This is a genomic window from Pedobacter sp. 10L46_2, assembly GCF_056395165.1.
Window position 1 is genome coordinate 1 of the sequence record NZ_JBFTIZ010000025.1, and the last position, 22,855, is coordinate 22,855.

The following is a 22,855-nucleotide window of genomic DNA, read 5'->3' on the forward strand; positions in this document are numbered from 1 at the left end:
CACCTATTTTTAGTGATTGAGATTTTACATAGGGAGAGAGCAAAACAAACCACCCCCCAAGGAGCATACTACTGGCTAATTTAAAGGCTGTCATCAGTTGTGTGTTAAACAGTGAATATAAAGAAGTTTTTCAAATTCAGATCCGCCCCGTCTCTTTTAAGTAGCTATCAGTGATATAATTAATGTTGTTTTTACCAGCAAGATTTTAAAGGAAATTTTTGAAGGCAGCAGATGAAAGGCTTTTCTTATCGGAATTTCTGCTTGAAAAAATTAATTGAGATATAATCAAGAATAACCTATATATTTATTTTAAAGTCTCAAAAATATTACAATGTAATGTGTTTTTGACAAATATTGAGCTCAGCCACTAACCAAATAAATTAAAGCTTTATGCCAAAATTCTATATCCAAATTGTAATTCTTTTTCTTCTGTTTTCCTGTACTGGATCAAAAAAAGACAATACAATCTCTGTTGCTGAAAACCCGCTCTTTATCCTACTCGATTCTTCCAATACCAATGTCATGTTTAACAATGTGCTCAAAGAAGATCTTGAAAAAAAAATCGTCGGCTTCTATCAGGGTTTCTACAGCGGTGGTGGTGTAGCTGTTGGCGACCTCAACAATGACGGATTAGATGACATTTACTTCTCTGGCAATATGACCGGAGACAAGCTTTATCGCAATCTCGGTAACATGCGGTTTGCCGATATTACTGAAATTTCAGGCGTAGCTGGACGAACCCCGGGATGGAAAACCGGAGTCAACATGGTAGATGTAAACGGTGACGGGTACATGGATATTTATGTATGTTATGCGGGCAGAGAAGCGGGTCCGGACTCAAAAAACCAGCTCTTTATTAACCAGGGATTAAACAAAGACAGCATACCTACATTTAAAGATGAAGCCGAAGCTTACGGATTGGCTGATCCATCCTACAGTACACAATCAGTCTTCTTTGATTATGACCGTGATGGCGATCTGGATCTCTTTCTTGTAAATGATAATATTAAGGTACTTAGTAATCTGGATGACATTACGATCGAAGAATTAAAAAAACAGGATGATCCGCTTGCGAGCTCTAAACTGCTCAAAAATGAAAATGGACATTTCAAAGATGTAACCAAGCAAGCGGGAATAAATATGTCTACTTTATCGTATGGTCTTGGCGGGGGTGTTGGTGACATCAATGGCGACGGATGGCCTGATATATACCTGTCCAATGACTATGCCATTCCTGACCGAATGTACCTCAACAACGGAAATGGAACATTTACAGATAAACTGCAGAACAACCTGGATCACATTTCATTGTTTTCTATGGGTAACAACATTAGTGATGTCAATAACGATGGCCTTCAAGATATATTCACGCTCGATATGCTTCCTGAAGACAATAAACGCCAAAAGTTATTATCGGGACTGGATAACTATGAAGTATTTAACATCAATTTACGTAACGGTTTTTATTATCAATATATGCGGAATATGCTTCATATAAATAACGGCAACGGCACCTTCAGTGAAGTGGGACAGCTGGCGGGCATCTCCAATACAGACTGGAGCTGGGCGCCCTTGTTTGCTGATTATGATAATGATGGCTGGAAGGATCTTTTTATAACCAATGGTTTTATGCGCGATTTCACTAATATGGACGTGCTTAAATACAATGAGAACTATATGAGAAGCCTCAATGGTCAGGTTGAAGCAAAGGATTTGATCGCTTTACTTAAGAAAGTACCTTCTTCCGATGTAAAGAATTATATCTATAAAAATAATGGTGACCTTACCTTTACCAATAAAGGATTTGACTGGGGAATAAATATACCATCGAACAGTAATGGTGCAGCATACAGTGACCTCGATAATGATGGAGATCTAGATATTATAGTCAATAACATCAATAAGGCAGCTTTCCTCTATCGAAACCAGGGTAGCCCCACAATGCACTACTTAAAAGTAAAGCTAAAAGGTTCAGGTAAAAATACCAGTGGTCTTGGTGCTTTAGTAACTATATTTAATAAAGGACGCCAGCAATGCCTAGAGCAGATGCCATCCAAAGGTTACTTGTCCAGCGTATCTCAAAACCTGCATTTTGGTTTGGGCAAAGAAAAAATGGTTGATTCAGTCAGAATCGTATGGCTTAGCGGAAAGTACCAAGTCCTCACCAATGTTGTAGCAAACAAACAGCTGGTACTTATAGAAAGCGATGCCAAAGACACTTACCAGAGACCAAAGCCATCAAAACCCTTGTTCACCGAAATACCTTCACCAATTGCATCTGCACAGGTTAAGAATGAAATTAATGATTATAAGCGTCAGCCCCTCCTTGTCAATGCACAGTCCTTCACCGGACCATGTATGGCCAAGGGCGACGTGAATGGTGATGGGCTAAGTGATATATTCGTTGGCGGCGACATCAATCAAGCCAGCGCATTATTCATCCAGCAAAAAGGAGGGAAATTCATGAAGAACCAAAAACCCTTTCTAGCCGATACGGCAAGTGAATGCACAGATGCCATATTCTTTGATGCTAATGGAGATAGTCACCCAGATTTGTATGTAGTAAGTGGAGGGTATGGGAGCTTTAAAGACAATGACCCGCTATTTCAGGACAAACTTTATATCAATGATGGCAAAGGCAATTTTACTAAATCAATCAATTCACTTCCAGAAATGCACGTGAGCAAGAGTTGTGCAAGAGTGGGCGATTTTAACGGCGATGGCAGGCCGGATCTGTTTGTGGGGGGCCGTAGCACGACCTCCAAATATCCTGAAACACCAAGGAGCTTTTTGCTGATTAACGATGGAAAGGGTCACTTTTCTAATCAGATTAGAAAAATTGCACCTGATTTGGAGTACATTGGTATGGTTACGGATGCTGGTGTTCTAGACCTAAATAACGATAAGATACAAGACCTTATAGTAATAGGCGACTGGATGCCGGTCACCGCATTCATCAATGATAATGGTAAGCTAAAGAACAGGACAGATAAATATTTTGACAAACAATACAGCGGTTGGTGGAACACCCTGAAGGTTGAAGATCTTAATGGCGATGGCAGGCCGGACCTTGTAGTTGGCAATCTTGGACTTAACAGCCAGTGCCGGGTAAGCGACGACGAACCGGCAGAGATGGTCTACAAAGACTTTGACGATAACGGAGCCATGGACCCGATCCTATGCTTCTACATTATGGGCAAAAGTTATCCTTACCTGACCCGCGACGAGATTCTCGATCAAATGAGCATCATGCGAACACGCTTCCCTGATTATAAAAGTTATGCCGATGCAGGTCTAAATGAAGTTTTCACTGCAGAAGAGCTCAAGGGTTCAAAGATTTTAAAGGCCAATTACCTCAAAACGGTATATTTTGAAAACACCAGTGATGGAAGATTCAAAGAGAAACAATTGCCACTACAGGCACAGTTCGCCCCGGTTTATACCATCACCTGCCTAGACTACGACGGCGACGGGAATAAAGACTTGCTTTTATGTGGTAATATCAACCAGTCTCGCATTCGCTTTGGAAAATATGATGCCAACCACGGTGTAGTGCTAAAAGGCAATGGAAAAGGCACATTTAAATATGTTCCTGAACTGCAAAGTGGTCTTAGTCTAAAAGGCGATGTAAGAAGTACCCTTACCATAAACAATACGCTACTAATTGGAATTAACCAGCAGAAGCTAAGGGCATTCCGGTTTAATCAAAACTAGCCAGCGTTGCGTGTACAAAAAAGTTCATACTATCGGCAAGTTTACCTCGGTATTTCTAAAACAAGTGACAGTGAAATAATTAATGAAATTTTGACAAAAACAGGCAATCCTTTATCAACTGGGGATTGCCTGTTTAATTAGAAAATACAAATTATTACCCTTTTACAGCAAATGCACCTGGCTGATAATCTCCTGCCGGAGTACGAAAAGCAATATTAAGGCGATTGTAACTGTTAATTGTATTTACTGCTATTGTCAAGTCTATCAGTTCCTCTTCAGTAAACTGCTGTATTGCTTCATTATATACTTCATCAGAAACATCACCTCCTGTTATCCTTGTTACTGCCTCGGCCCACGCCAATGCAGCACGCTCACGCGCGGTATACAGCGGAGCATCACGCCATGCATTCAACACATACAGTCGTTGCTCGGTTTCACCTTCTATGCGCAAATCTTTTGAATGCATATCCAAGCAAAATGCACATCCATTAATTTGAGATACCCTAAAATAAATCAAGTTTAAAAGTTTCTTTTCAACCGGAGATTTAGCAAGATAACTCCCTAAACCATACATTGCTTTTATAGCATTCTGTCCTTTTGCGAATAAATTGATTCTTTGTTCCATTTTCTTTTGATCTAAATTGTAATACAATAGTTGTTTTATACCGCTATGACAATTGAGATTTCAGAAATAGGACATCAAATAAAAAATATTTTCTGTTTTTATTATCTATACCCTCCATTTAGAAGATTAGCAAAGAAAACTGCATTTAAAAACAGCCTGCTTGTTCCTAGCCAATAGCCACGATAAGTTGGGTCATCAGCAAACAAAACCACTTCACCGCTTCCACTTGCCGTGGCAATAATGGCCGCAGAATTGGCTACTTTACCAATATTTGTTTTTGATGAATACCCATTAATAAAGGGCTTACTGGTGTACTGGGCCACTGTAGCATATTTGTTTGCGCTAGGTAGTAACAAGGTAGGTCCATTTTTATTGATGAATAACTTTCTATCAGTTATACCAAATGCTATCGGATGTGAAATATCAAGATCTGCCTGAAAAATTGCACCGTTAATTCGTCTCGATCCCTCTACATCTTCTTGTCTGGCATAATCAAGCCTTTCTACTTCTGGTTTGGCAGGAGCATCTTTAGCCCCTCCCGCCGGCGCCTTCTCTTTTACTATTGCCTGAGATGATACCAAAGGAGTTTCTCCTCTTCTTGTGAAAGCCTCTGTTTCTGATAATCTTTCTTTTACAATTTCATTCTGTACAGCCCATGCTGTTGCATTTTGAAAAGTAATTAATGTTCCTCCTTCATTTACCCATGCCTTGATCTTACCTACTGTTTCTTTGTCCCATGCACTATAATTACCACCGGGTAAAACCAAGGTATTATAACGACCTAAAGATGCTCTTGAAAAACTAGCCAGATCAATTTTAGTAACCGGCAAATTAAGTTGTTGATTAAGCAGGAACCATACCTGTCCGGCTTCAGATGAAGTTACCCCTTGCCCAAAAGCTAAAGCTACTTCCGGTTTTCTTACTGCTTTAATATTGCTGCTACCAAGATCTATCCCTTCTGCACTAAATCCACTTGTAACAGATAAAATGTTGATATTAGTTTCTGCAGCTACAGTCTGTAATGCACTATACAGAGAATCAGCTGAAAGAGTTTGCCCTACTACCGGAACAACTAACGACCCATTTCCAAATGCCCGCTTACCAGAAGGAGTATTTGCAGAAAAACCTTTAAAGGCTGTTTTAACGAGCACATTTTTCAGCTGCAATTGATAAAGTGCTTTGCTAGCATTGTAATCGCTGTAGTTAATCAAGTAAGCATAAGGAGACTTTCCGCCTTCAACAGCACCCTTGCCAGGGATTAAAGCAGTAACCTGATTACCTTTTGCAATTGCCACATTTAGTTTAGCATATTTTAAACCATAAGCATGAATAATGCTCCATCCTGTATTGTCATAAAAAATACTGTCTTTTAAAACGTTCTCTTCAAAAATAGAGTGTACCAGTAAGAAATTTGGTTGGGCTGATGGCACCACATAAGCCTTTCCTTTTTCAAATGTTTTGCCATCATGAGTGGTGTTATCGGAGAGTTCATAAACATTGATATGATGCTGCAGCAACAGGCCTAAAAACTTTTGAGTTAAATTAACATCCTTACTATCACCAAAAACAAATGTCTTTGCCGGATTTTTCTGTCCTTGCTCCAGCGCATACTTAAAAAAATCCTTTTGAACTTTAAATAGGCCCGCTTTCTCCGCAACAGAACCTCTTATTGTTGAAAAACTTGTGGCCAGATGATTTCTGATAGTGAAAGCAAAAGTAAGTGGGCCGTTGCTCGACTCCTGTAAGATCCCCCTGGAGCTTGCCTGCTCAAATGTAGCTGCAACAGAACCAAAGAATTTAGGATATGTAGAACCATAAATTGGCGAAAGATTATCATAATTTTCTTTGGTAAAGTAGAACGACCCAATATCATCTAAAGCTTTAGCATGGTATTTAGCTAAAACAACATTAAAATCGTAAATAAATTGGGGTATTACCGGGCTCTCGTGGCGCTTCGGACTTGGTTCAAAATAATAAGTTGCGTTTGTTCCCTGTTCATGAAAATCAATTTGAACATTCGGATACCATTTATGAAAAAACACAAGGCGATTGCGGCTCTCAATCTGAACAAGATTTAACCAATCTCTGTTTAAATCTGTAAAATAATGATTGGTACGCCCATTTGGCCATGCTTCTTGATGTTCCTTATCTATTGGATCGCCAACAGCTGGAAACGAGTGATAAGCATTGTGCCAATTTGCGGCCCTGTCTCTTCCATCTGGATTCAATGCCGGATCTATAAAAATAACCGATTCATCTAACCATTTTTTCGTTTCTGCATCCTGGCTTGCCGCTAAATAATATCCGGCAAGTAAGCTTACCTCCGTACTAGAAGTCTCGTTACCATGTACACCATAACCTAGATGCACTATCACAGGTGCATTACTACTTAGCGCAGGTTTTGAAGGATCTACCTGGTTCAGGTGATCCTGCCTTATTTGTTCCAGATTAGTATAGTTTGCCGGAGAAGTTATAGTTACTATAATTTGCTCTCTTTGTTCATATGTTTTACCTATAGATTCAACATGAACACGATCACTTATTTTTGCCAGTTCTCTGAAATAATCGACCACCCTTTCATATCTGGTAAAGTAAGATCCAATCGGATAGCCAAGGTATTGTTCCGGACTAGGTACTTTAGCATCTAAAGCAGTTGCTTTAGGAAAGTAATAATTATTTTGGGCAAATGTGTGTTGAACCAGCAGCATTAAAAATACGATCAATATCTTACTGGATTTATAGATTATTTTCATCATTATTTAAGTTAATAGATTAATTAATATCCTGGATTTTGTGTTACATCTGGGTCTGATAAAACATCAGAATACGGAATTGGAAACAACCAGTAGTTCTTATTGGTTAAACCCAATACTACTCCTGCCCTTTCGGTTCTTACCAGATCAAACCATCGATGAGCTTCAAAAGCAAACTCAATCCCATTTTCGTCTTCGATAGCTTTAATAAGATCTGCTTGGGTTACCGCTGTCGTTTCTGGTACATCAGCTCTTTTTCTTATCGCATTTAAATCTCCGGCTGCCCCTGTCAAATTATTTTGCTGTGCCCTTGCTTCGGCACGTATCAGATACAATTCTGCAATTCGAATTAAATATGATGGATCAGTACTTGTAGATGTTGTATTATACAACACGCCATATACCGTAGCCCCGCTACCAGCTATTAAGGCGTTGCGGGTACCGCCTATTGCCGGATTATTTAATTTTGCCACTAATGCATCCGAAGGCTTTAAAGTAAACTGTCCTCCGGCCGAACTTGGATACCATAAATTCCAGTAGCTATTCCGGTCGTTAACTGAGTAAGCAAGCTCAAATACCGACTCGGCACTTTGAAAAGGTGCTGTAAAAAACGACTTATATGGTTTTACCAAAGAATACTTCGTATTATCTATAACCAGCGTAGCATACTTCTCTGCATCGGCCCATTGTTTCCTATATAAATGGAGTCTGGCTCTAAGTGCTCTTGCAGTACTTTTTTGTGCCCGGTTACGGGTTGTCGCATCCTCCGGAAGAAGCTCTTCAGCTTTAACCAGATCTGCTAAAACCTGATCATAAGTTTGATCCAGCGTACTACGCTTAATGCCTTTCAAAACGGTAAGATCTGTAGTTGGCTTTAATTGGAGCTGAATGCCACCCCAGCCTCTTGCAAGATCAAAGAAAGACAATGCGCGAATAAAGTAAGCCTCTCCAAGAATTTTATTCTTTTCTGCAGCGGTCAGCAATGGGTCTGCTACCCCCGGCACGTACGTAATTACACTATTAGCAGAATTTATTGTTTTATAAATATTCTGATAAGCCGCTACCGTAATTACATTATCTGTAGGAACTGCATTTTGATCTAACTGGAGGTATTCACTTAAGGTTCCATTAAAGATAACATTGTCTGTGGTGATGGTACCTAGCGTTGGGTAGTTCGAGGCATAGTATCCCTGAAGACGATCATATGTACCAATTACGGCTGCACGCGCGGTGCTTACATCAGTAATAGAACTTTCTGTTGGCAAAGAGTTATTTGGTACTTCTTCCAGGTATTTTTTGCAAGATGCTAAAAAGAAAATAACAGCAATGAGGACTRTATTTTTGATATATGTTGCTTTCATTTTTTCTAGATTTTAATCATTAAAAGGTTACGTTGGCACCGATCTGGAAAGTGCGGGGCTGAGGGACAGTTGCCCAATCATAACCTGCCGTATTCTGGTTATTACTTTGAGAACTTACTTCAGGATCCAGACCGCCATAATTGGTAAAGGTTAAAAGATTGGTAGCCTGAGCATATAATCTGATCCTGCTTATGTTAATCTTTTTCAAAACCGCAACTGGCAAAGTATATCCCAGGGTCAGGGTTTTTAATCTGATGAACGAACCATCTTCAAGATACCTGGAACTTAAGCTTGCTACATTCCCGCCATAATTATTGGCTGCACCTCCATTTTCAGTAGGATTCGAACTGTATGTAGTCAATCTTGGAATATCAGTGATATCCCCTTCCTTTTGCCAGCGATCTAACTGACGCGGTAAAAAGCCAATATTAGCCTGAGTTCCTCCATGAACCATGAAGAAATCATTCATATTCATAATCTTGTTACCTTGCTGAAAATAAACGAAGAAGCTCAGATCGAAGCTCTTATAGCTTAAATTATTGGTTAAACCTCCGGTATATTTTGGCAATGCATTGCCTACTATTTGTCTATCGGCAGAAGTGATCAGACCATCCTTATTTACATCTTCATAAACGGCATTACCCGTTTTAGGATCAACGTATAACTGTTTGTACAACTGGAAGGAATTAACCGAATGACCTTGTCTTAGAATTGAAATATTTCTGCCCGAAGCGCCTAAGCTGATATCTGAAGCAAGTTTTTCGATCTTATTATTGTTAAAAGAGATATTAAAATTGGTTGTCCATTTAAAATCTGTTGATGCCACATTCGTGGAATTGATGCCCAATTCAAATCCTTTATTACGTACCGAACCATAATTTTGCAGGTAGCTGGCAAAGCCTGAGCGGTAAGGAACAGGAACGTTTAATAACAAATCATAGGTATATTTATTATAGTAATCTGCCACAATGCTTAGCCTGTTCTTGAAAAACCCGAACTCGGCTCCAACATTAAACTGACGAGTAGTTTCCCAGGTAAGGTCTGGATTAGCAAGTTGCGAAGGGGATATTCCGGGTTGCTCCAGGTAATTTGCTCCTGACGACCATAAACCTTGTGCTGCATAGGAGCCAATTCCGTTTTGATTTCCAGAAAGCCCAAGACTGGCCCTAAGTTTTAATTCATCAAATACATTCAGATTTTTAATAAAATCTTCCTGCCCAGCACGCCATGCTACACCTCCAGAGGGGAAATATCCCCAACGTTTGTTTATCCCGAATTTTGAAGATCCATCGGCACGGATACTTCCATCAATTGTATACTTCCCATTATAGGTATAACTTACCTTACTAAAGAAAGATAACAGTTTGGATTCAGCTCTGGAAGAAGTACCGGAGCGAGTTGCTGCAACAGAGACAGAACGAAGGCTGTTTGCCGCAAAACCAGTTCCGGTAGCAGCTGTGCTTTCATTTAATACCGTATTTATGGTATTACCAACCAATGCATTAATATTGTGCTTACCATCTTCACCAAAAGATTTCACAAAATTCAATACCTGCTCATTAGTTAAAACAAGGTTCTTTGTTTCTGTTGATGAAGCTGAACCATTAGCGGCAATACCTGCACTGATTAGTGTACTAGAATAGCTGTTGTCATATTCACTGCTATTATCTAAACTCCAGCTACTGCGTAATTTAAGTCCTGGAACTATTGAATACTCACCATAAACATTGCCAATAGTACGCCACCCTACCGCTTTACTATCGAGGTTTTCTATTAATGCAAGATGATTGTCAAAGCTACCATACCTGGCATATGTACCATCCTCTTTAAATATTGGAAGGTATGATCTCGGAAATAATGCCGAATTGATAACTCCTTGAGGATTGTTGTCACTTCCGCTCAAGTTCCTGTTTGATCTGGTAAAGTTAATACTGGTACCAATCTTTAATCTGTCGGTTAAATAATTATCATAGTTTAACCTGGCCGAATAACGGGTATAGTCTGATGGTTTTACTATGGATTCCTGATCTAAGTAACCAAGCCCAACATAATAAGTGCTTTTATCTGTACCCCCTTGTGTAGATACCTCGTAATTTGAGGTACGGGCAGTACGAAACAGACCACTGATCCTATCATATGTCGGTTGGGTTTCTGGATTCGGAAAAGGCAAAACCACTGCAGAAAGATCTTCGCCTTTATCAATAGCGGTATTAATTCTGGATTCATTAGTCAACAAGGCTACTTCCGGCCCTGTAGCTACTTCAAACTTATTGATAGCAGTCGACCATCCCTGAAAAGAATTTAAATTTATCTTTGCACTAGTGTTTCGCTTTCCTCTTTTGGTTGTTACAATAATTACTCCATTTGCCCCTAATGAACCATATATTGCTGTTGCATTCGCATCCTTTAGAATTTGTATGTCTTCTATATCAGATGGATTCAAATCAGCGATTGGATTGGAAGCCTGCTGGTTACCTAATCCTGCGGAGATAGGATCAGAATTACTTATAAATACGCCATCAATTATATAAAGTGGATCTACAGAAGCATTGATCGAATTGTTTCCCCGAACTCTAAAGGTAATACCACCACCGGGTACGCCAGAATTTGAAGACACCTGTACGCCTGTAGCTTTCCCTTGTAACAGCTGATTAAATCCTCCCGATGGCTGATCCTGGACAACACTCCCACTAACACTGGTAATCGAGCTTGCTATATATTTACGTTCCTGAGAACTGTAACCCGTAACTACTATTTCATTTAGTTCACTAAGGTTTTCTTTTAAAAGGATTTCTACAGGGCTCCCTTTAGCAGTAATTTCCTGTTGTACAAACCCAATAAAACTTACTACAAGTGTGTACGGAAAGGTTTGTCCGGTTACAAAACTGAATTTACCATTCTCATCTGCGGCAACAGAATGAGTAGTCCCTTTTATTTTTATTACAGCACCCGGAAGGGGTTGTTTTGTTGTGGCATCTAACACAATACCATTTAATTTTGATTTAATTGTTGGTGCACCTACCTGTGCGGCTGCAACATGTGCCCATAATACACAAATGAGCAGGTATGCGCTTCTTTTATATAAATGCTTCATTTTAAAAGTTTAAAAAAGTAATGACATGCGAGTCCCCTTACCTCCTCTTTGAGTGGCATAATTGTGGAATCTAAAAATTTAAAGGTGATCGAAAATCTGCCTAAACAATCAGGCGAAATCCCCTAACAACAACGGCAACACTTGGAGAAGTTGCCCGAAAATAATGATGCTGATTGAAGCCTCACCATTGGAAAATAATGATCAGATTTAGAAGTACTGAGCGACTTGTTTTGAAGTAAAATTGCGTTCATGATTAAATAGTATATTAAATCTATAGAATTAATATACAAATAAAGCAATAAATCATAACATCCGCAATTTTTTATTTAAACTATAGGAACATTAACTAAGAAGAATTGAGATTTATACGCTAAAAGTGTAAAATTTCTGAACCACAACATTCTTTTTATCGTTTCCAGCACAATAATTGTTGTCTTAAATTTTTAATTCAGTATCTTACTTAATCCGAAATTTATGCACAAAAAACTACCAGTACCTTTATGGACCATCTTATCTCCAATCGTTGCCTGGCTAGCCTATTTTGGCAGTTCATTGGATCTGGGGATTTTCTATACATTCTTTCTTGCAGCCGTACTCATTGCCGCAGTACTTGCCGCAGTCCATCATGCTGAGGTTGTTGCTCATCGGGTTGGTGAACCCTTCGGCACTTTGCTGCTTGCACTGGCCATTACCGTTATCGAGGTTGCGCTGATCGTTTCTTTAATGTTAACAGGTGGCCCCGATACCGCGGCACTTGCCCGCGATACGGTTCTGGCCGCTGTAATGATTATTTTAACTGGAATTATTGGTCTGTGCCTACTTGTAGGGGGAGCCAAGTTTAAAGAACAGGTGTTTAGTTTACCAGGGGTAAGTGCGGCTGTGGTTACCCTTACAGCAATACTGGTACTCACGCTGATTCTTCCAAATTATACCACAAGCAAGGCAGGTCCTGAATACACCCCTATCCAACTCATTTTTGTAGCTGTGGTATGTCTGGTGTTGTATGGTGCTTTTGTAATGGTTCAAACCATCAGGCATCGCGATTTCTTTTTACCTCCCGATGCAGATGGCGACGAAGAGGTGCACGCTGAACCGCCAACCAATAAAGTTGCTCTTTTAAGTACTTTCTTATTGCTTTTATGCCTGGGTATTGTAGTATTGCTCGCAAAGGCTCTGGCACCCGATATAGAAAATGCGGTCATCAACTTTGGAGCACCAAAGTCATTGGTAGGGGTCATCATTGCCGCAGTAGTGTTACTGCCAGAGGGGCTTGCAGCCTATCGCGCAGCCAGAAAGAACCGTTTACAAACAAGTCTTAACCTGGCGTTAGGATCTGCACTGGCCAGTATCGGTTTAACCATTCCGGCTGTGGCAATCGTATCCATGGTAACAGGAATGACCATTACTTTAGGAATTGACATGAAGGCTACCGTATTACTCTTGCTGGCACAGTTTACAATCATGCTTTCGCTGGCTACGGGCAAAACTAATATCTTACAGGGAGTGGTTTTACTGGTCATATTTGCGGTCTATCTTTTCACGATAATAGCCCCATAATTTATTTAAATGGGTTACCTTTTTAGGGCAAGGGTATTAATTAATGAACAAAACTTGTATCTAAAACAAAATTATTATGAAAACCCTATTCAAATTTGGCTTTTTAGCTTTAGCAATATCTTTATCAGTTGCCGCTTGTACTTCAGAAAAAAAAGCAGATGCTACAGATTCTACAATGACTGATACTTCTATGACCACAATGGACACTACTGTAACTGATTCAGCTGCTATCGATACCGCTGTGAAGACGCAATAAAAAAATAAGTTCACTACCTAAGCAAAAGCGCCTGCTCATTAATTGAACAGGCGCTTTTGCTTTAATTTAAATATCCACTCAACTAATTTATACCGGACCTATTTTTTCTTTTTGGAGGATTTGGCCAGCGGATTAAACTCCAGGCAGAGACTCAGCCAATGCCTCAGCTCCTGCTGCTTCTCTACATCAGTATCATCTACATACACAAAGTCTTTCATGGTTCGTCCATTGTTGATCATCTGCCTGCAATTGCTATCTTCCAATTTTTCCTCTGCTTTGCTTGCTCCAATGCGGCATAATAAACCTGAACTGGTTACACATATACACATCTTTTCATCAACCATAAAGCAAATCCCGCTAAACATTGCTTTTTCTGTCACGTCATCCCGATCTTCAAGTAACTCGCGGACACGGTTCGCTAATCGTTCATTATAACTCATAAACTATTTTACGTTTAACTCAATGGTAAAAATACCATTCCTTTACCTAAATCACAACGGTGCACAGACATGTTAAACCGAATGAATAAACGAGGATGAATTAAAGAGTACGCAGATAAAGAAGACAAGCACTCCAAAAGAATTGAACTCACGGCTAAAGGAGAACACGTATCCGAGTATGATATTACCGGACTAAAAAAAATGCAATCCTGATCATGAACGGGTTCACTGCAGATGACAAAGACTTATGTATTCAATTGTTAAAAAATGTTGAAATAAAATTCTCAGCCCTATGGTAAAAACATAAAGGGAAAGTGTTTGATGAGATATACAAAGAAATCATGGATATGGTTTGGAAATGCCGCTCATTTATATTTACGCGAGACAAATGTATATCCCCCTTCAAATGAATTAATGGTTATCTTTTGATCACACAATAAATTCCTCAGTTGGTTATATTTGTTTATGGACTTACTGATCAAAACCATTCAAAATTATATTCCACTTTCATCAACCGATGAGGAAATTATACGAAAACTATTTCGCGAGCGAAAACTGAAAAAAGGCGAACATTTACTGGAAGCCGGCAATGTCTGCAGAAATATTATTTTCATTGAAAAGGGACTGGTGCGTTACTACAACAATAAGGACGGGGAAGAGCAAACCGGTTATTTTAACAAGGAGGGGGAATTTGTTTGTGACTACCCCAGCTTTTTACCACAGCAGCCATCATTAACGAACATACAAGCATTGGAAGAAACCACTGTTTATACCATTAGCCATGCCAATATGCAGTTGTTTTATCAGCAAGTAGAGCATGGCGAACGATTTGGGAGACTGGCCATTGAATATGTTTTTGTGAATGTGATCAACCAGATTACCTMACTCTACAATGATCCTGCGGAGCTACGCTATCAGCAGTTTCTTTCCAGGTTCCAGGATATCGGGCAGCGCATACCGCAATATTATATTGCCTCCTATATAGGCATCAAACCACCGTCTTTAAGCCGAATTCGAAAACGTATGGTGGAGTAGCATTAATTAACCTGGGTGAATGAACCCAGCCATTTCATTGGTGAACTTTGTGTTATTAAATACTAAATAACATGAAAACAAAAAATGAAATCACCAGCTGGGGTATCCGCTCAGTATCCTACTGGATGACCATGCTGATTGCCCTGGGCATTATCTTTGTAGGCATCCGGTTTATTGCCATTCCCCAGACCGCCGCACAGGCATTTGGCATCCCTTTTTCCAACACTCAGGACCTCGTTTTTGGAAGAATAAAAGGAATCCGCGATATCTTTTCGGGGATAGTACTTCTGCCATTACTTTTATTACGCATGAGGGTAGCAACCGCTTATGTTTTTACTGTCGCCATCATTATCCCTGCAACAGACTGCCTACTGGTCTTGTTGACCAATGGACTGGATGTTCCGCATATGCTAATCCATGGCTTAACAGCAGTCTACATGGCCTTAACCAGCTTTTTACTGTTCAGTGCTAAACAAAAAGCAACAATCTGATATGAATACACTAATTTTAATGCAGGGCTTACTCATCATGCATCTCAGCGGCCTCACGCTGCTAGCAGGAACCACCGTTGCGGATTATGTTACCTTCCGTACTTTTTCCAGCCAGTTTAAAACCCAGGGCAAACCCTCCGACAGCCTGCTAAACCTGATGTCGAGGCTTGCGATAGTTTTAGCAATAGGCGGCAGTTTACTACTGGTTTCCGGTGTAGGTCTGATGGCGGTTACCCATGGTGTTTTCATGCATCAATTGTGGTTCAAAATTAAACTAGCTCTTATTCTGGTACTTGTACTCAACGGCTTCCTGGTTGGAAATAGGCAGCTCGAAAAGTTAAAGAAGGGTGTAAAGCAAAGCACCGCCCCTACGGATCAAATGGTGAAAGACGCTTCATTTCGGTTGAATATTTTCTATCTGCTGCAGCTGGCGATATTCCTGTTTGTCATTATCCTGGCCGTTTTCAAGATTAACTAACACTGCAGATTGCAGGGAGTATTTGAGAATAGCGCTAAAACAAATACAGATGTCCGGATTTGCCGGGCTAGTTCTTGCGAATCACCAAGTGGGCAAGTGCAGGATCACCCATCATTCGCTGTACCTCGGACCGGACAATGTCCTGCACCTCCTGTTTGATCTGCAGATAATTCTTTTGGACCATACTAGAATTGACCGTTCTGATCACAGGGATAGGGACATAAGCCTTCTCTTCCTTATTCAGGGCATCGAAATCATTCTGTATCTTGCCATGAAAGGCCTTTAAAATAATTTTTTGATCCGGGATATCGGCAACCATACCTACGAATTCCCCGCTGGAAAGGGACGCAATTCTGGAGGCCGGAACGGCAAATTCCAGTTGCTTGCTTTTGCTGATGGAAGTATCTCCACTATTAATTGACATGCTTTGGCGGTCCTGCATGATCTTACCAATGCGTTCACTCAGCTGCTTGGCGGTATCCCCGGTCACCTGCCCGGCAATGATGTTGCCCACCGTACTCATGATCACGTCGGCCTGTTCCCGGCCGTAATCCTTACGCAGCTGGCTGGCATCCTGAATGCCCAGACACACCCCGATTTTATTACTCCTGCCAGTCGCAATGGTAGGAATGATATCGGTAGTCAGCGTTGGAAACTCATCGAAGATCAGCATGGATTTTAGCTTATTCTTCTGATTGATGATTTTTAGCAAGCGGTTAACGTACAAGGAAAGCACTGCCCCGTAGGTCTGGATCTTCTGTGGATTGTTTCCCATACAAATGACCTTCGGATGCTCGGGATTATTGATGTCCAGGCTAAAATCATTTCCGGACAGCACATAGTAAAGCTGAGGAGATGATAACCTGGCCAGGGCAATCTTAGCCGAAGCAATCTGCCCTTCGAGTTGCTCCATGACATCATTCAGGTAGGCATTTACAAATGGGTTAATCAAAACTTCTATTTCCTTCTCCAGACGCATTACCGTAAACAAACTGTCATAATCCAGCTGAATCAATTCAATGGCATGTGGCAAAGTACAATAGGCGCCGTTTTGGTATTTACGTAAAAACCAAATGATTGCAGTCACAAAATTAATTGGGGACTCCACAAAAAAATCTCCTTGCTTTTTCTGCCACTCCCGGTTCAGTCCCAACAGAATGGTACGGGCAGATTCTGAGGCGTCGGTGATGTCAACCATTCCCAGCGGATCAAATACGTTTCCCCGATGACATCGCGACAAGTCATCAAAATTGATAAAAATACATTCGGGTTTACCCTGATAACGGTCCTTATGCTTCAACCAATGGTTGTAGGCAATTAATGATAGATCTGGAAATTTGAAATCGTAGACCAGCATGGAATAAGGTGAAGCTTTAGCCAATGCCTGAGTGATGAATTCCCGGATACAAAAAGCCGACTTACCTGAACCAGGATTGCCCAGCACAATGGTCGCCCTTGCCGGGGAGATCACATTGATATAGCCCTTTCGCTCCTTCCCTTTCAACTTATATCTGGTGGGCAAATTAATGGAAAACTCATTCACCAAAAGGCGCTCTTCCTGCGGAAAGCTCTCCTGATCGCTATTGAAAATATCTCCGCTTAGTTTGTCTTTGATCACCCTGGAAAATAGTGTCGCACCAGTCAGGATCAGTAAATACCCTATGGAAGTCAACCCGATATACAGCGTAGCCCGCCAATGCAGACTCAGCTCGCACGCCAGAACCAGGGCGCTGAGAAAATACAGCAGCAGGCCGGTGAACAAATAGGCAAGGCCGGTTTTGGGACTTAATTTTTCATCCTTTCTGCCACTTACCCCCAGTAAAGAAATGAACAGAAAGCCCAAAGCAACAAGCTTGGATCTATGGAAATCGTCAAACAACCCAGAATGCGCGATATTGACCATTACCCGGTCAGTGAAAGCACTGACAAAGCCCCAAAAATCAAAAGCTAAGTAGCCATAATAATAAAAGTGTAAAAGCAGGATACTGATAGAAATGAATCTGGTCATATCCAAGATCTTTCTCATTGCCTGCTCATTCTCTCCTGTTTGCATTGCCATAATTCCTCTTTAATGTTTAACCGCTCGCTTTCTTCCCCGCTGTTTCCGCTTCGTTTTTACAACAGAAACCGAAAGATGATCTTGTTGGGGCTGTATTTGCGATAGATCGACCAGCGCCGATGAACCATCCACAGGCAAATCATACTGCGAGTCACCAGCATGCACGCCCTGAACTTTCTCAAATTCCACAGCACGGTGAACATTATCGCCCAACCTGCTCAATATCCCTTCAGCACCATAGGCACTAGCTAAGTCTACTCCTTTGAATACACACTTATTCCGGTGATCAACATAAATCACGTCTTGCAATCTCTTATCCTGATCACCTTTAAATACCACATCGATTGCCTTTGTTTTCAGCGATGCCGAGAATGCTGCTGTATCACGAATTTTCACATTGTCTAGCACAAGATCTATTTCATAGAGAATTCTTCCTTCCAGGCCCAACTTAAGCGGCACATTCTTTTTAAATCTTTCTTCAAGGCGATTTAATCCAGGATTGAATGGTAAAGAACTGGCTTTGACCGGCACGCCTATCCGATTACCTGACCCGTCGAGTAAACGATAAATTAGTCCCCTATTTTTAAACAGCCTGGATCCTTCCTTACCCTGTTCCGCCCGAACATTATACAAGCCCAGGACTGTATTTAACTCTGCAAATGAGGTAAAAAGATATTCATTAAGCACGCTTTCCAACACGCGGGCAATACTACCGAACGTTGGCGATTTGCCATAGGTTAGTTTTGAAAGCTGCTGGGGGTACAAAGCGTCACCCGAGTCCTTTACTGCTGTGCTGGTAGTCAGCGCAAAACGGGTCCGGATCTGTTTAAGCAGCGACTGAAAATGGGGCGCTTTCGTATATAGATTAATTCGCTTACCATCAGCCTGTATATTGGTGGTTAAAATATGCAGGTGTGGATGTGCCGCGTCCAGATGTTCATATACCAAATAGGGCTGGTTCCCAAAACCAATCTCCTGCATATAAAATTTTGCAATCTCCTGCAAAAGACTCGGGCTAAGCTGGTTTGCCGGATCAAAGTTCAAAAAGATGTGCAGGCCATTTATTTTAGTGCGCGGGTTTAACGCAGCCATTTTTTCCAGCATTCCCAGTCGGTCAGACTGATTCAATTCAGAAAGTTTGCGCGGGTAATTTTCGGCCATCAGGCAGGTTGCAGCCCCCGAGCACAGCTTAAGCTCGTTGTAGTAGAAACTTCCACTTAAGGATTTAATCGTATTTATGAATGCAACCATTTCTCAGCAGTTGAATTGATGAATACATTTATTTCCTCAATGTTTTTCAACAATTTTCGTCGATCCATTTCATAATTTAAAAGCCAAGTTTGGAATTGCGGAATGCTGGCCATGGTATGCAGTTTTTGAACCGCCTGATCGAAGTGAATTGCCACATCATTTAAGCCCTGCCTTAAAGCCACCAGTTCAACAAAAATATCTTGCAGCGACTGGTTTCTTACGGCTGCAATCATGGGTTTCCCCAGTAAAATTGCCCGTGCATATTCACTAAAATTCCTGTGGGTTGTGCCCGCAAAATTTTTCTGCAGCAGGTCTTGTTCCCCTGCAGTTAACCGCACCGCACAGCGTTTGTTTCTATTATTTTTCTTGCTTCTCATTCCTACATTCTTAAACAACATTAAAAAACCATTATGGAGTTTAGCGCCTCTAACCTAAAGATTTCGCTAACTGAAGATCAGCCAACCCTTTTGCGTAGCATTTACGCTGGCTTATCACACAAAAGTAAGGTTGATAAATACCAGAAAACGACCCAGCATAAATTCTAAAGAGGATTAACCCCATATTAAAAATTAACATTGACGGCCAGAACAACGTCAGTGAGACTTTAGGCTAAGATTCAACCGTGGCCAAAAGAGAAATGAGGAAATAGCCAGGAGATGGTCGCTCATCCCTCTTGAATTCTAAATAGGTTATTCTCCAGGCAACAGATGACCTTTGCTGCTGCGAACCTAAAAGAAGAATTCAACTATGGGAGAATACATAAAATACAAAAACAGCGTCATCAAACTGGGTACCTGCGAAAGTCTCTATTATGCCTCGTATCCAAAATATGTCCAGGCACTGGAATCCGGTCAGCTCAAACAGGAGCCGGGAAACCTTCCCCCTGAAAAATACGCCGGGGCGGACATGGGTTTCCTTTTTCGCTTTCCTTTTCCAGATGAAGATCATTTGAAACTGGGAGAAGTAAAAGATTACAGGCGCGGGATCCCCGTAACCATTACAGATCCGACCATACTTGAAAACTCTTTCTCTTGCAACCAGCCAGCCTGTCCCAGGGAAATTGAGCTTACCCAGCAAAAGCTGGTACATCGGTATTCAGATGGCCAGCTTTGCCTGGTACTGGTTTACCGGGATCCTTACCTTGGCAGCTCTTTCCGTGTGGAAGAGGATGCGGTTATAAAGCAACTCCTCAAACAACTGATCAGAAACAACATTGTTATGGAAACGGATTCCCCAAAAAAAGTGTTTTACCGTCAGATCGCCCGTAGGATCATAGATGGATATCAACTTAACAAGCACAGCTTGAGGATCATCTATCCACAAAAAGATGTCCGGAAACCAAGAATTTCTACAGGTAGAAAAAAGCTAAACTGACCAGAGTTAAGGAGGCAGGAAAAGAGTATAAAAATGGCAAACAACCGGACTCTGTCTAATTCAGTTAAGGTAGTAAGCAATTGAAATGTTTCTTGAACCTATCCGCTATTGGATTGTTTTACTAATAGGACATTTTAGCAAAACAATAAATCAATTACCGCAGATCATGGAAAGAAATTCATTTGTAGAAGGATTGGTGATTGTTCTGGTGATGCTGCTGGTCATTTTCTTTATCAGTAAAAACCGGAGGAACGGAAAAATTTGAAGAGACACAAACAAGCCGGAAATTAAAAAAACATAATGTTTAGATCTCAATGTACGAAGGGGGAATAAATTAATCTGGAGAATTAAGCCAAGACAATTAGATGAGACCAATTGCCCTGGCTGAAATATCAGCTAGTACTCCTTAATCAAACGGATCATCTTTTCCATTGCACGAATGACTATATGTTTATCTACATCCTCCCCTGTATAGGCATTGCTCCGCAGACTTCCAGCAGAGACATTGCTCTGTCCTGAAGCCGTCACAACCAGAGGTGCCAGCTCCTCACATAAAGATTGAAAGGATTTGCTCTTGATTACTGACGCATCCAGCGCCGCACGGACAGCCATCCCCAATTGATCTACCGATAAACCAAATTGAGTTTGTACCTTTTTTTTCTTTGTCAAATTTATCACCTCAGAGGGGGCCAAATTGGGTTTATCCAAATCATTGATCTTTGCCAACACGTATTGGGTTATCAAATCACAAGCAAGGAACCTGGCAAAAAGGTAATCGCAGGAAGTTCGTGACATTCCTGGCAAGAAGGGTAATTCAGGGACAGTAACAAGCATTTTTATATCCGGAAGGAAATACAAGTGGTCTGTTTGGTTCATTCCGCTTCTAAAATAACTGTAATAAAATCCATACCGCTTCAAAAAGTAATCGAGTTGTTCCAATTCTGACTCATAAAAACACTTTATTCCCTGTTTTGCACCAAGAGGCTTATTCAAAATCAGGTGGTACCGTTCCAGATAAAACAGCCAAAGTGCTACAAATTTCGGGCGAATCTCCTTAAAAAATACGATCCGGGTAGTATCGGATAGGTCAACCACATCAGCAAATGAATTGTCCATCGTCTGAATATCTGCTTGAATCAAAGCCAAAGCGGCGTTGAGTATTTCAAGTGGGGTGCCGACTTCAATGTCCGTCAAGCGCTGCTGGAGATCCAGGTAAGTTAATTCAGAATTCTTTTCAAATAAAACCCAAACAGAAGTCAGGTCTGTGTTTTCTTTTTTCATCATAGGGAGAGTTAAAGACAAAAATATCAATAGGGGAAATCCCCTATTTTGTAAAATAAGGAGAAACCCTTAGCTGGACCCACATGCCAGTCACCAACGGTGAGTTACTCCAAAATGCATATCAGCCTTAGTATTCTCAGCCGCTAGCGATAATCAAATTACTGATCCCTGAACGGCCTTTTGATTTTTCTAGGTGCTACGAAATATCAAAAGGCCGTAAAGTCGTCACAAAAGAAAATTACGTAATTGACAATTATCTAAATGAGGTCGAGATCACAGCAGCCTTTGACAAAAAAATGGTTGTTGGGCCTATTGATGCATTGCCCCAGTTTGAGATGAGCTGTAACGGACAGCCGAACGCTTACTTTTCGGATTTGCTCAAAAATTTTGAAAAAAGGCCATTGGTAACGCCAAATAAAAAACTTAAATAAAAAATAAAAGAGCCGGGAATCATGATGTAAGGATGCCAAAAATACAGATACCGCCAACCATAGCCATGACTTTCATTTATATAACTATAAACCAATATTCCTACTGCCAAAGCAATCAATAGTAGCAGTCCAATCACAGCAAGCACTATGGTTTTGGCATTCCATTTCACCTCCTGCTCGTCTATTCCAATGGTATTGCCCACTTCAAAACGGCGTTCATACGGTTTTGAGTCCATAAACTCAAACTCTTCTGAAACCGCCCCTTTTCTTTTTTCACCACGCTCCAACAATCGAATAATACCATTTTTTTTTAAAAGAAGATTAATCAAAAATTCCTTGATGTAATAAATAAATACGATGAACCAAAGTGCCGTGCCCAGGCCAAGCAAAACGAATGCTTCGCTGGCAGATGTATGAATCATCTCATAATCGCTTAGATGATGATTTCCTGCGTAATGGAGAATGAGTGGTAGTCCGATTGCAAAAAACAACAAATAGATAATCCAAAATAGACTAAAAACATTCCAAAATTTCATAAAAACCAGTTTTTTAGTGATTGAAATAAAGCTTCATGTTACTTTTTTAAAGATAGGCAATATTTTATTCGAAGAGATTCATCAATTTATATTGATGAGTGGTGGAAAGCATATTATTG

General features: G+C 40.7%; 17 protein-coding genes. 7 read left to right on the top strand and 10 right to left on the bottom strand.

From position 1 onward, the window contains the following. Window positions 1–390 precede the first annotated feature (390 nt). Entirely contained in the window at window positions 391–3,714 is a 3,324-nt protein-coding gene (locus AC1DDX_RS04620; RefSeq protein ID WP_337715762.1) for a VCBS repeat-containing protein, read from the top strand. A gap of 154 nt (window positions 3,715–3,868) precedes the next feature. Here AC1DDX_RS04620 and AC1DDX_RS04625 read toward each other — a convergent pair whose 3' ends face one another. From AC1DDX_RS04625 to AC1DDX_RS04640, 4 genes are all read right to left on the bottom strand, one after another. Then, a complete protein-coding gene (locus AC1DDX_RS04625) occupies window positions 3,869–4,339 on the bottom strand; it encodes a carboxymuconolactone decarboxylase family protein (RefSeq protein WP_337715764.1) in 471 nt (156 codons plus the stop codon). Between the two features lie 101 nt (window positions 4,340–4,440). Continuing rightward, on the bottom strand, window positions 4,441–7,095 hold the full coding sequence (locus AC1DDX_RS04630) for a M14 family zinc carboxypeptidase (protein ID WP_337715767.1): 2,655 nt from the start codon (window positions 7,093–7,095) through the stop codon (window positions 4,441–4,443). A 20-nt stretch (window positions 7,096–7,115) separates the two neighbouring features. Then, window positions 7,116–8,453, bottom strand: a complete 1,338-nt coding sequence (locus AC1DDX_RS04635) for a RagB/SusD family nutrient uptake outer membrane protein (RefSeq protein ID WP_477621811.1) — start codon at window positions 8,451–8,453, stop codon at window positions 7,116–7,118. Window positions 8,454–8,472: 19 nt separating this feature from the next. Next, complete coding sequence (locus tag AC1DDX_RS04640; protein ID WP_337715770.1) at window positions 8,473–11,547, bottom strand: SusC/RagA family TonB-linked outer membrane protein; 3,075 nt, start codon at window positions 11,545–11,547, stop codon at window positions 8,473–8,475. A 474-nt stretch (window positions 11,548–12,021) separates the two neighbouring features. Here AC1DDX_RS04640 and AC1DDX_RS04645 point away from each other — a divergent pair, with 474 nt between their 5' ends. Then, complete coding sequence (locus AC1DDX_RS04645) at window positions 12,022–13,104, top strand: calcium:cation antiporter (RefSeq protein WP_172660860.1); 1,083 nt, start codon at window positions 12,022–12,024, stop codon at window positions 13,102–13,104. A gap of 76 nt (window positions 13,105–13,180) precedes the next feature. Continuing rightward, window positions 13,181–13,360 carry a hypothetical protein gene (locus AC1DDX_RS04650; protein ID WP_172660861.1) on the top strand — a complete coding sequence of 60 codons (180 nt, stop codon included), beginning with the start codon at window positions 13,181–13,183 and terminating at the stop codon, window positions 13,358–13,360. Between the two features lie 98 nt (window positions 13,361–13,458). Here AC1DDX_RS04650 and AC1DDX_RS04655 read toward each other — a convergent pair whose 3' ends face one another. Continuing rightward, window positions 13,459–13,800 (bottom strand): TfoX/Sxy family protein, encoded by a 342-nt coding sequence (locus AC1DDX_RS04655; protein ID WP_337715772.1) that lies wholly within the window; start codon window positions 13,798–13,800, stop codon window positions 13,459–13,461. Between the two features lie 465 nt (window positions 13,801–14,265). Between AC1DDX_RS04655 and AC1DDX_RS04660 the strand changes: the two genes are divergently transcribed. The 3 genes from AC1DDX_RS04660 to AC1DDX_RS04670 all read left to right on the top strand — a co-directional run bounded on the left by AC1DDX_RS04660 (window position 14,266) and on the right by AC1DDX_RS04670 (window position 15,804). After that, the gene (locus AC1DDX_RS04660) at window positions 14,266–14,835 is read left to right on the top strand and encodes a Crp/Fnr family transcriptional regulator (RefSeq protein WP_477621812.1); all 570 of its coding nucleotides are present in this window, start codon (window positions 14,266–14,268) and stop codon (window positions 14,833–14,835) included. Window positions 14,836–14,906: 71 nt separating this feature from the next. Continuing rightward, window positions 14,907–15,326 carry a DUF4267 domain-containing protein gene (locus AC1DDX_RS04665; protein WP_337715776.1) on the top strand — a complete coding sequence of 140 codons (420 nt, stop codon included), beginning with the start codon at window positions 14,907–14,909 and terminating at the stop codon, window positions 15,324–15,326. A gap of 1 nt (window position 15,327) precedes the next feature. Beyond that, window positions 15,328–15,804: a hypothetical protein gene (locus AC1DDX_RS04670; protein WP_337715778.1), complete on the top strand. Its 477-nt coding sequence runs from the start codon at window positions 15,328–15,330 to the stop codon at window positions 15,802–15,804. A gap of 67 nt (window positions 15,805–15,871) precedes the next feature. On the opposite strand, the gene mobC is transcribed toward AC1DDX_RS04670, so the two are convergent. The 3 genes from mobC to AC1DDX_RS04685 are packed head-to-tail and all read right to left on the bottom strand — an operon-like array spanning window position 15,872 to window position 19,491. Next, window positions 15,872–17,857, bottom strand: a complete 1,986-nt coding sequence (gene mobC / locus AC1DDX_RS04675; RefSeq protein ID WP_477611799.1) for a conjugal transfer protein MobC — start codon at window positions 17,855–17,857, stop codon at window positions 15,872–15,874. 15 nt (window positions 17,858–17,872) lie between these two features. After that, window positions 17,873–19,114, bottom strand: a complete 1,242-nt coding sequence (locus AC1DDX_RS04680) for a relaxase/mobilization nuclease domain-containing protein (RefSeq protein WP_477611750.1) — start codon at window positions 19,112–19,114, stop codon at window positions 17,873–17,875. Beyond that, window positions 19,099–19,491 (bottom strand): plasmid mobilization protein, encoded by a 393-nt coding sequence (locus AC1DDX_RS04685; RefSeq protein ID WP_477611751.1) that lies wholly within the window; start codon window positions 19,489–19,491, stop codon window positions 19,099–19,101. Before AC1DDX_RS04685 ends, AC1DDX_RS04680 begins: the two co-directional genes overlap by 16 nt. A 370-nt stretch (window positions 19,492–19,861) precedes the next feature. On the opposite strand from AC1DDX_RS04685, the gene AC1DDX_RS04690 reads away from it, so the two are divergent. Further along, window positions 19,862–20,488, top strand: coding sequence for a hypothetical protein (locus tag AC1DDX_RS04690; protein WP_477611752.1), 627 nt, complete (start codon window positions 19,862–19,864; stop codon window positions 20,486–20,488). A gap of 396 nt (window positions 20,489–20,884) precedes the next feature. Here the strand turns inward: AC1DDX_RS04690 and AC1DDX_RS04695 are convergent, their stop codons facing one another. Continuing rightward, entirely contained in the window at window positions 20,885–21,772 is an 888-nt protein-coding gene (locus AC1DDX_RS04695; protein WP_477611753.1) for an RteC domain-containing protein, read from the bottom strand. Between the two features lie 358 nt (window positions 21,773–22,130). Further along, window positions 22,131–22,736, bottom strand: coding sequence for a hypothetical protein (locus tag AC1DDX_RS04700; protein ID WP_477611754.1), 606 nt, complete (start codon window positions 22,734–22,736; stop codon window positions 22,131–22,133). Window positions 22,737–22,855: the final 119 nt, after the last annotated feature.

What these genes read in the sequence shown, in the direction of transcription:
- AC1DDX_RS04695 (WP_477611753.1), bottom strand. Translation starts at nt 21,772, where the DNA reads ATGATGAAAAAAGAAAACACAGACCTGACTTCTGTTTGGGTTTTATTT.
- AC1DDX_RS04690 (WP_477611752.1), top strand. Translation starts at nt 19,862, where the DNA reads ATGGGAGAATACATAAAATACAAAAACAGCGTCATCAAACTGGGTACC.
- AC1DDX_RS04685 (WP_477611751.1), bottom strand. Translation starts at nt 19,491, where the DNA reads ATGAGAAGCAAGAAAAATAATAGAAACAAACGCTGTGCGGTGCGGTTA.
- AC1DDX_RS04625 (WP_337715764.1), bottom strand. Translation starts at nt 4,339, where the DNA reads ATGGAACAAAGAATCAATTTATTCGCAAAAGGACAGAATGCTATAAAA.
- AC1DDX_RS04700 (WP_477611754.1), bottom strand. Translation starts at nt 22,736, where the DNA reads ATGAAATTTTGGAATGTTTTTAGTCTATTTTGGATTATCTATTTGTTG.
- AC1DDX_RS04670 (WP_337715778.1), top strand. Translation starts at nt 15,328, where the DNA reads ATGAATACACTAATTTTAATGCAGGGCTTACTCATCATGCATCTCAGC.
- mobC (WP_477611799.1), bottom strand. Translation starts at nt 17,857, where the DNA reads ATGCAAACAGGAGAGAATGAGCAGGCAATGAGAAAGATCTTGGATATG.
- AC1DDX_RS04665 (WP_337715776.1), top strand. Translation starts at nt 14,907, where the DNA reads ATGAAAACAAAAAATGAAATCACCAGCTGGGGTATCCGCTCAGTATCC.
- AC1DDX_RS04680 (WP_477611750.1), bottom strand. Translation starts at nt 19,114, where the DNA reads ATGGTTGCATTCATAAATACGATTAAATCCTTAAGTGGAAGTTTCTAC.
- AC1DDX_RS04650 (WP_172660861.1), top strand. Translation starts at nt 13,181, where the DNA reads ATGAAAACCCTATTCAAATTTGGCTTTTTAGCTTTAGCAATATCTTTA.
- AC1DDX_RS04630 (WP_337715767.1), bottom strand. Translation starts at nt 7,095, where the DNA reads ATGATGAAAATAATCTATAAATCCAGTAAGATATTGATCGTATTTTTA.
- AC1DDX_RS04620 (WP_337715762.1), top strand. Translation starts at nt 391, where the DNA reads ATGCCAAAATTCTATATCCAAATTGTAATTCTTTTTCTTCTGTTTTCC.
- AC1DDX_RS04655 (WP_337715772.1), bottom strand. Translation starts at nt 13,800, where the DNA reads ATGAGTTATAATGAACGATTAGCGAACCGTGTCCGCGAGTTACTTGAA.
- AC1DDX_RS04640 (WP_337715770.1), bottom strand. Translation starts at nt 11,547, where the DNA reads ATGAAGCATTTATATAAAAGAAGCGCATACCTGCTCATTTGTGTATTA.
- AC1DDX_RS04645 (WP_172660860.1), top strand. Translation starts at nt 12,022, where the DNA reads ATGCACAAAAAACTACCAGTACCTTTATGGACCATCTTATCTCCAATC.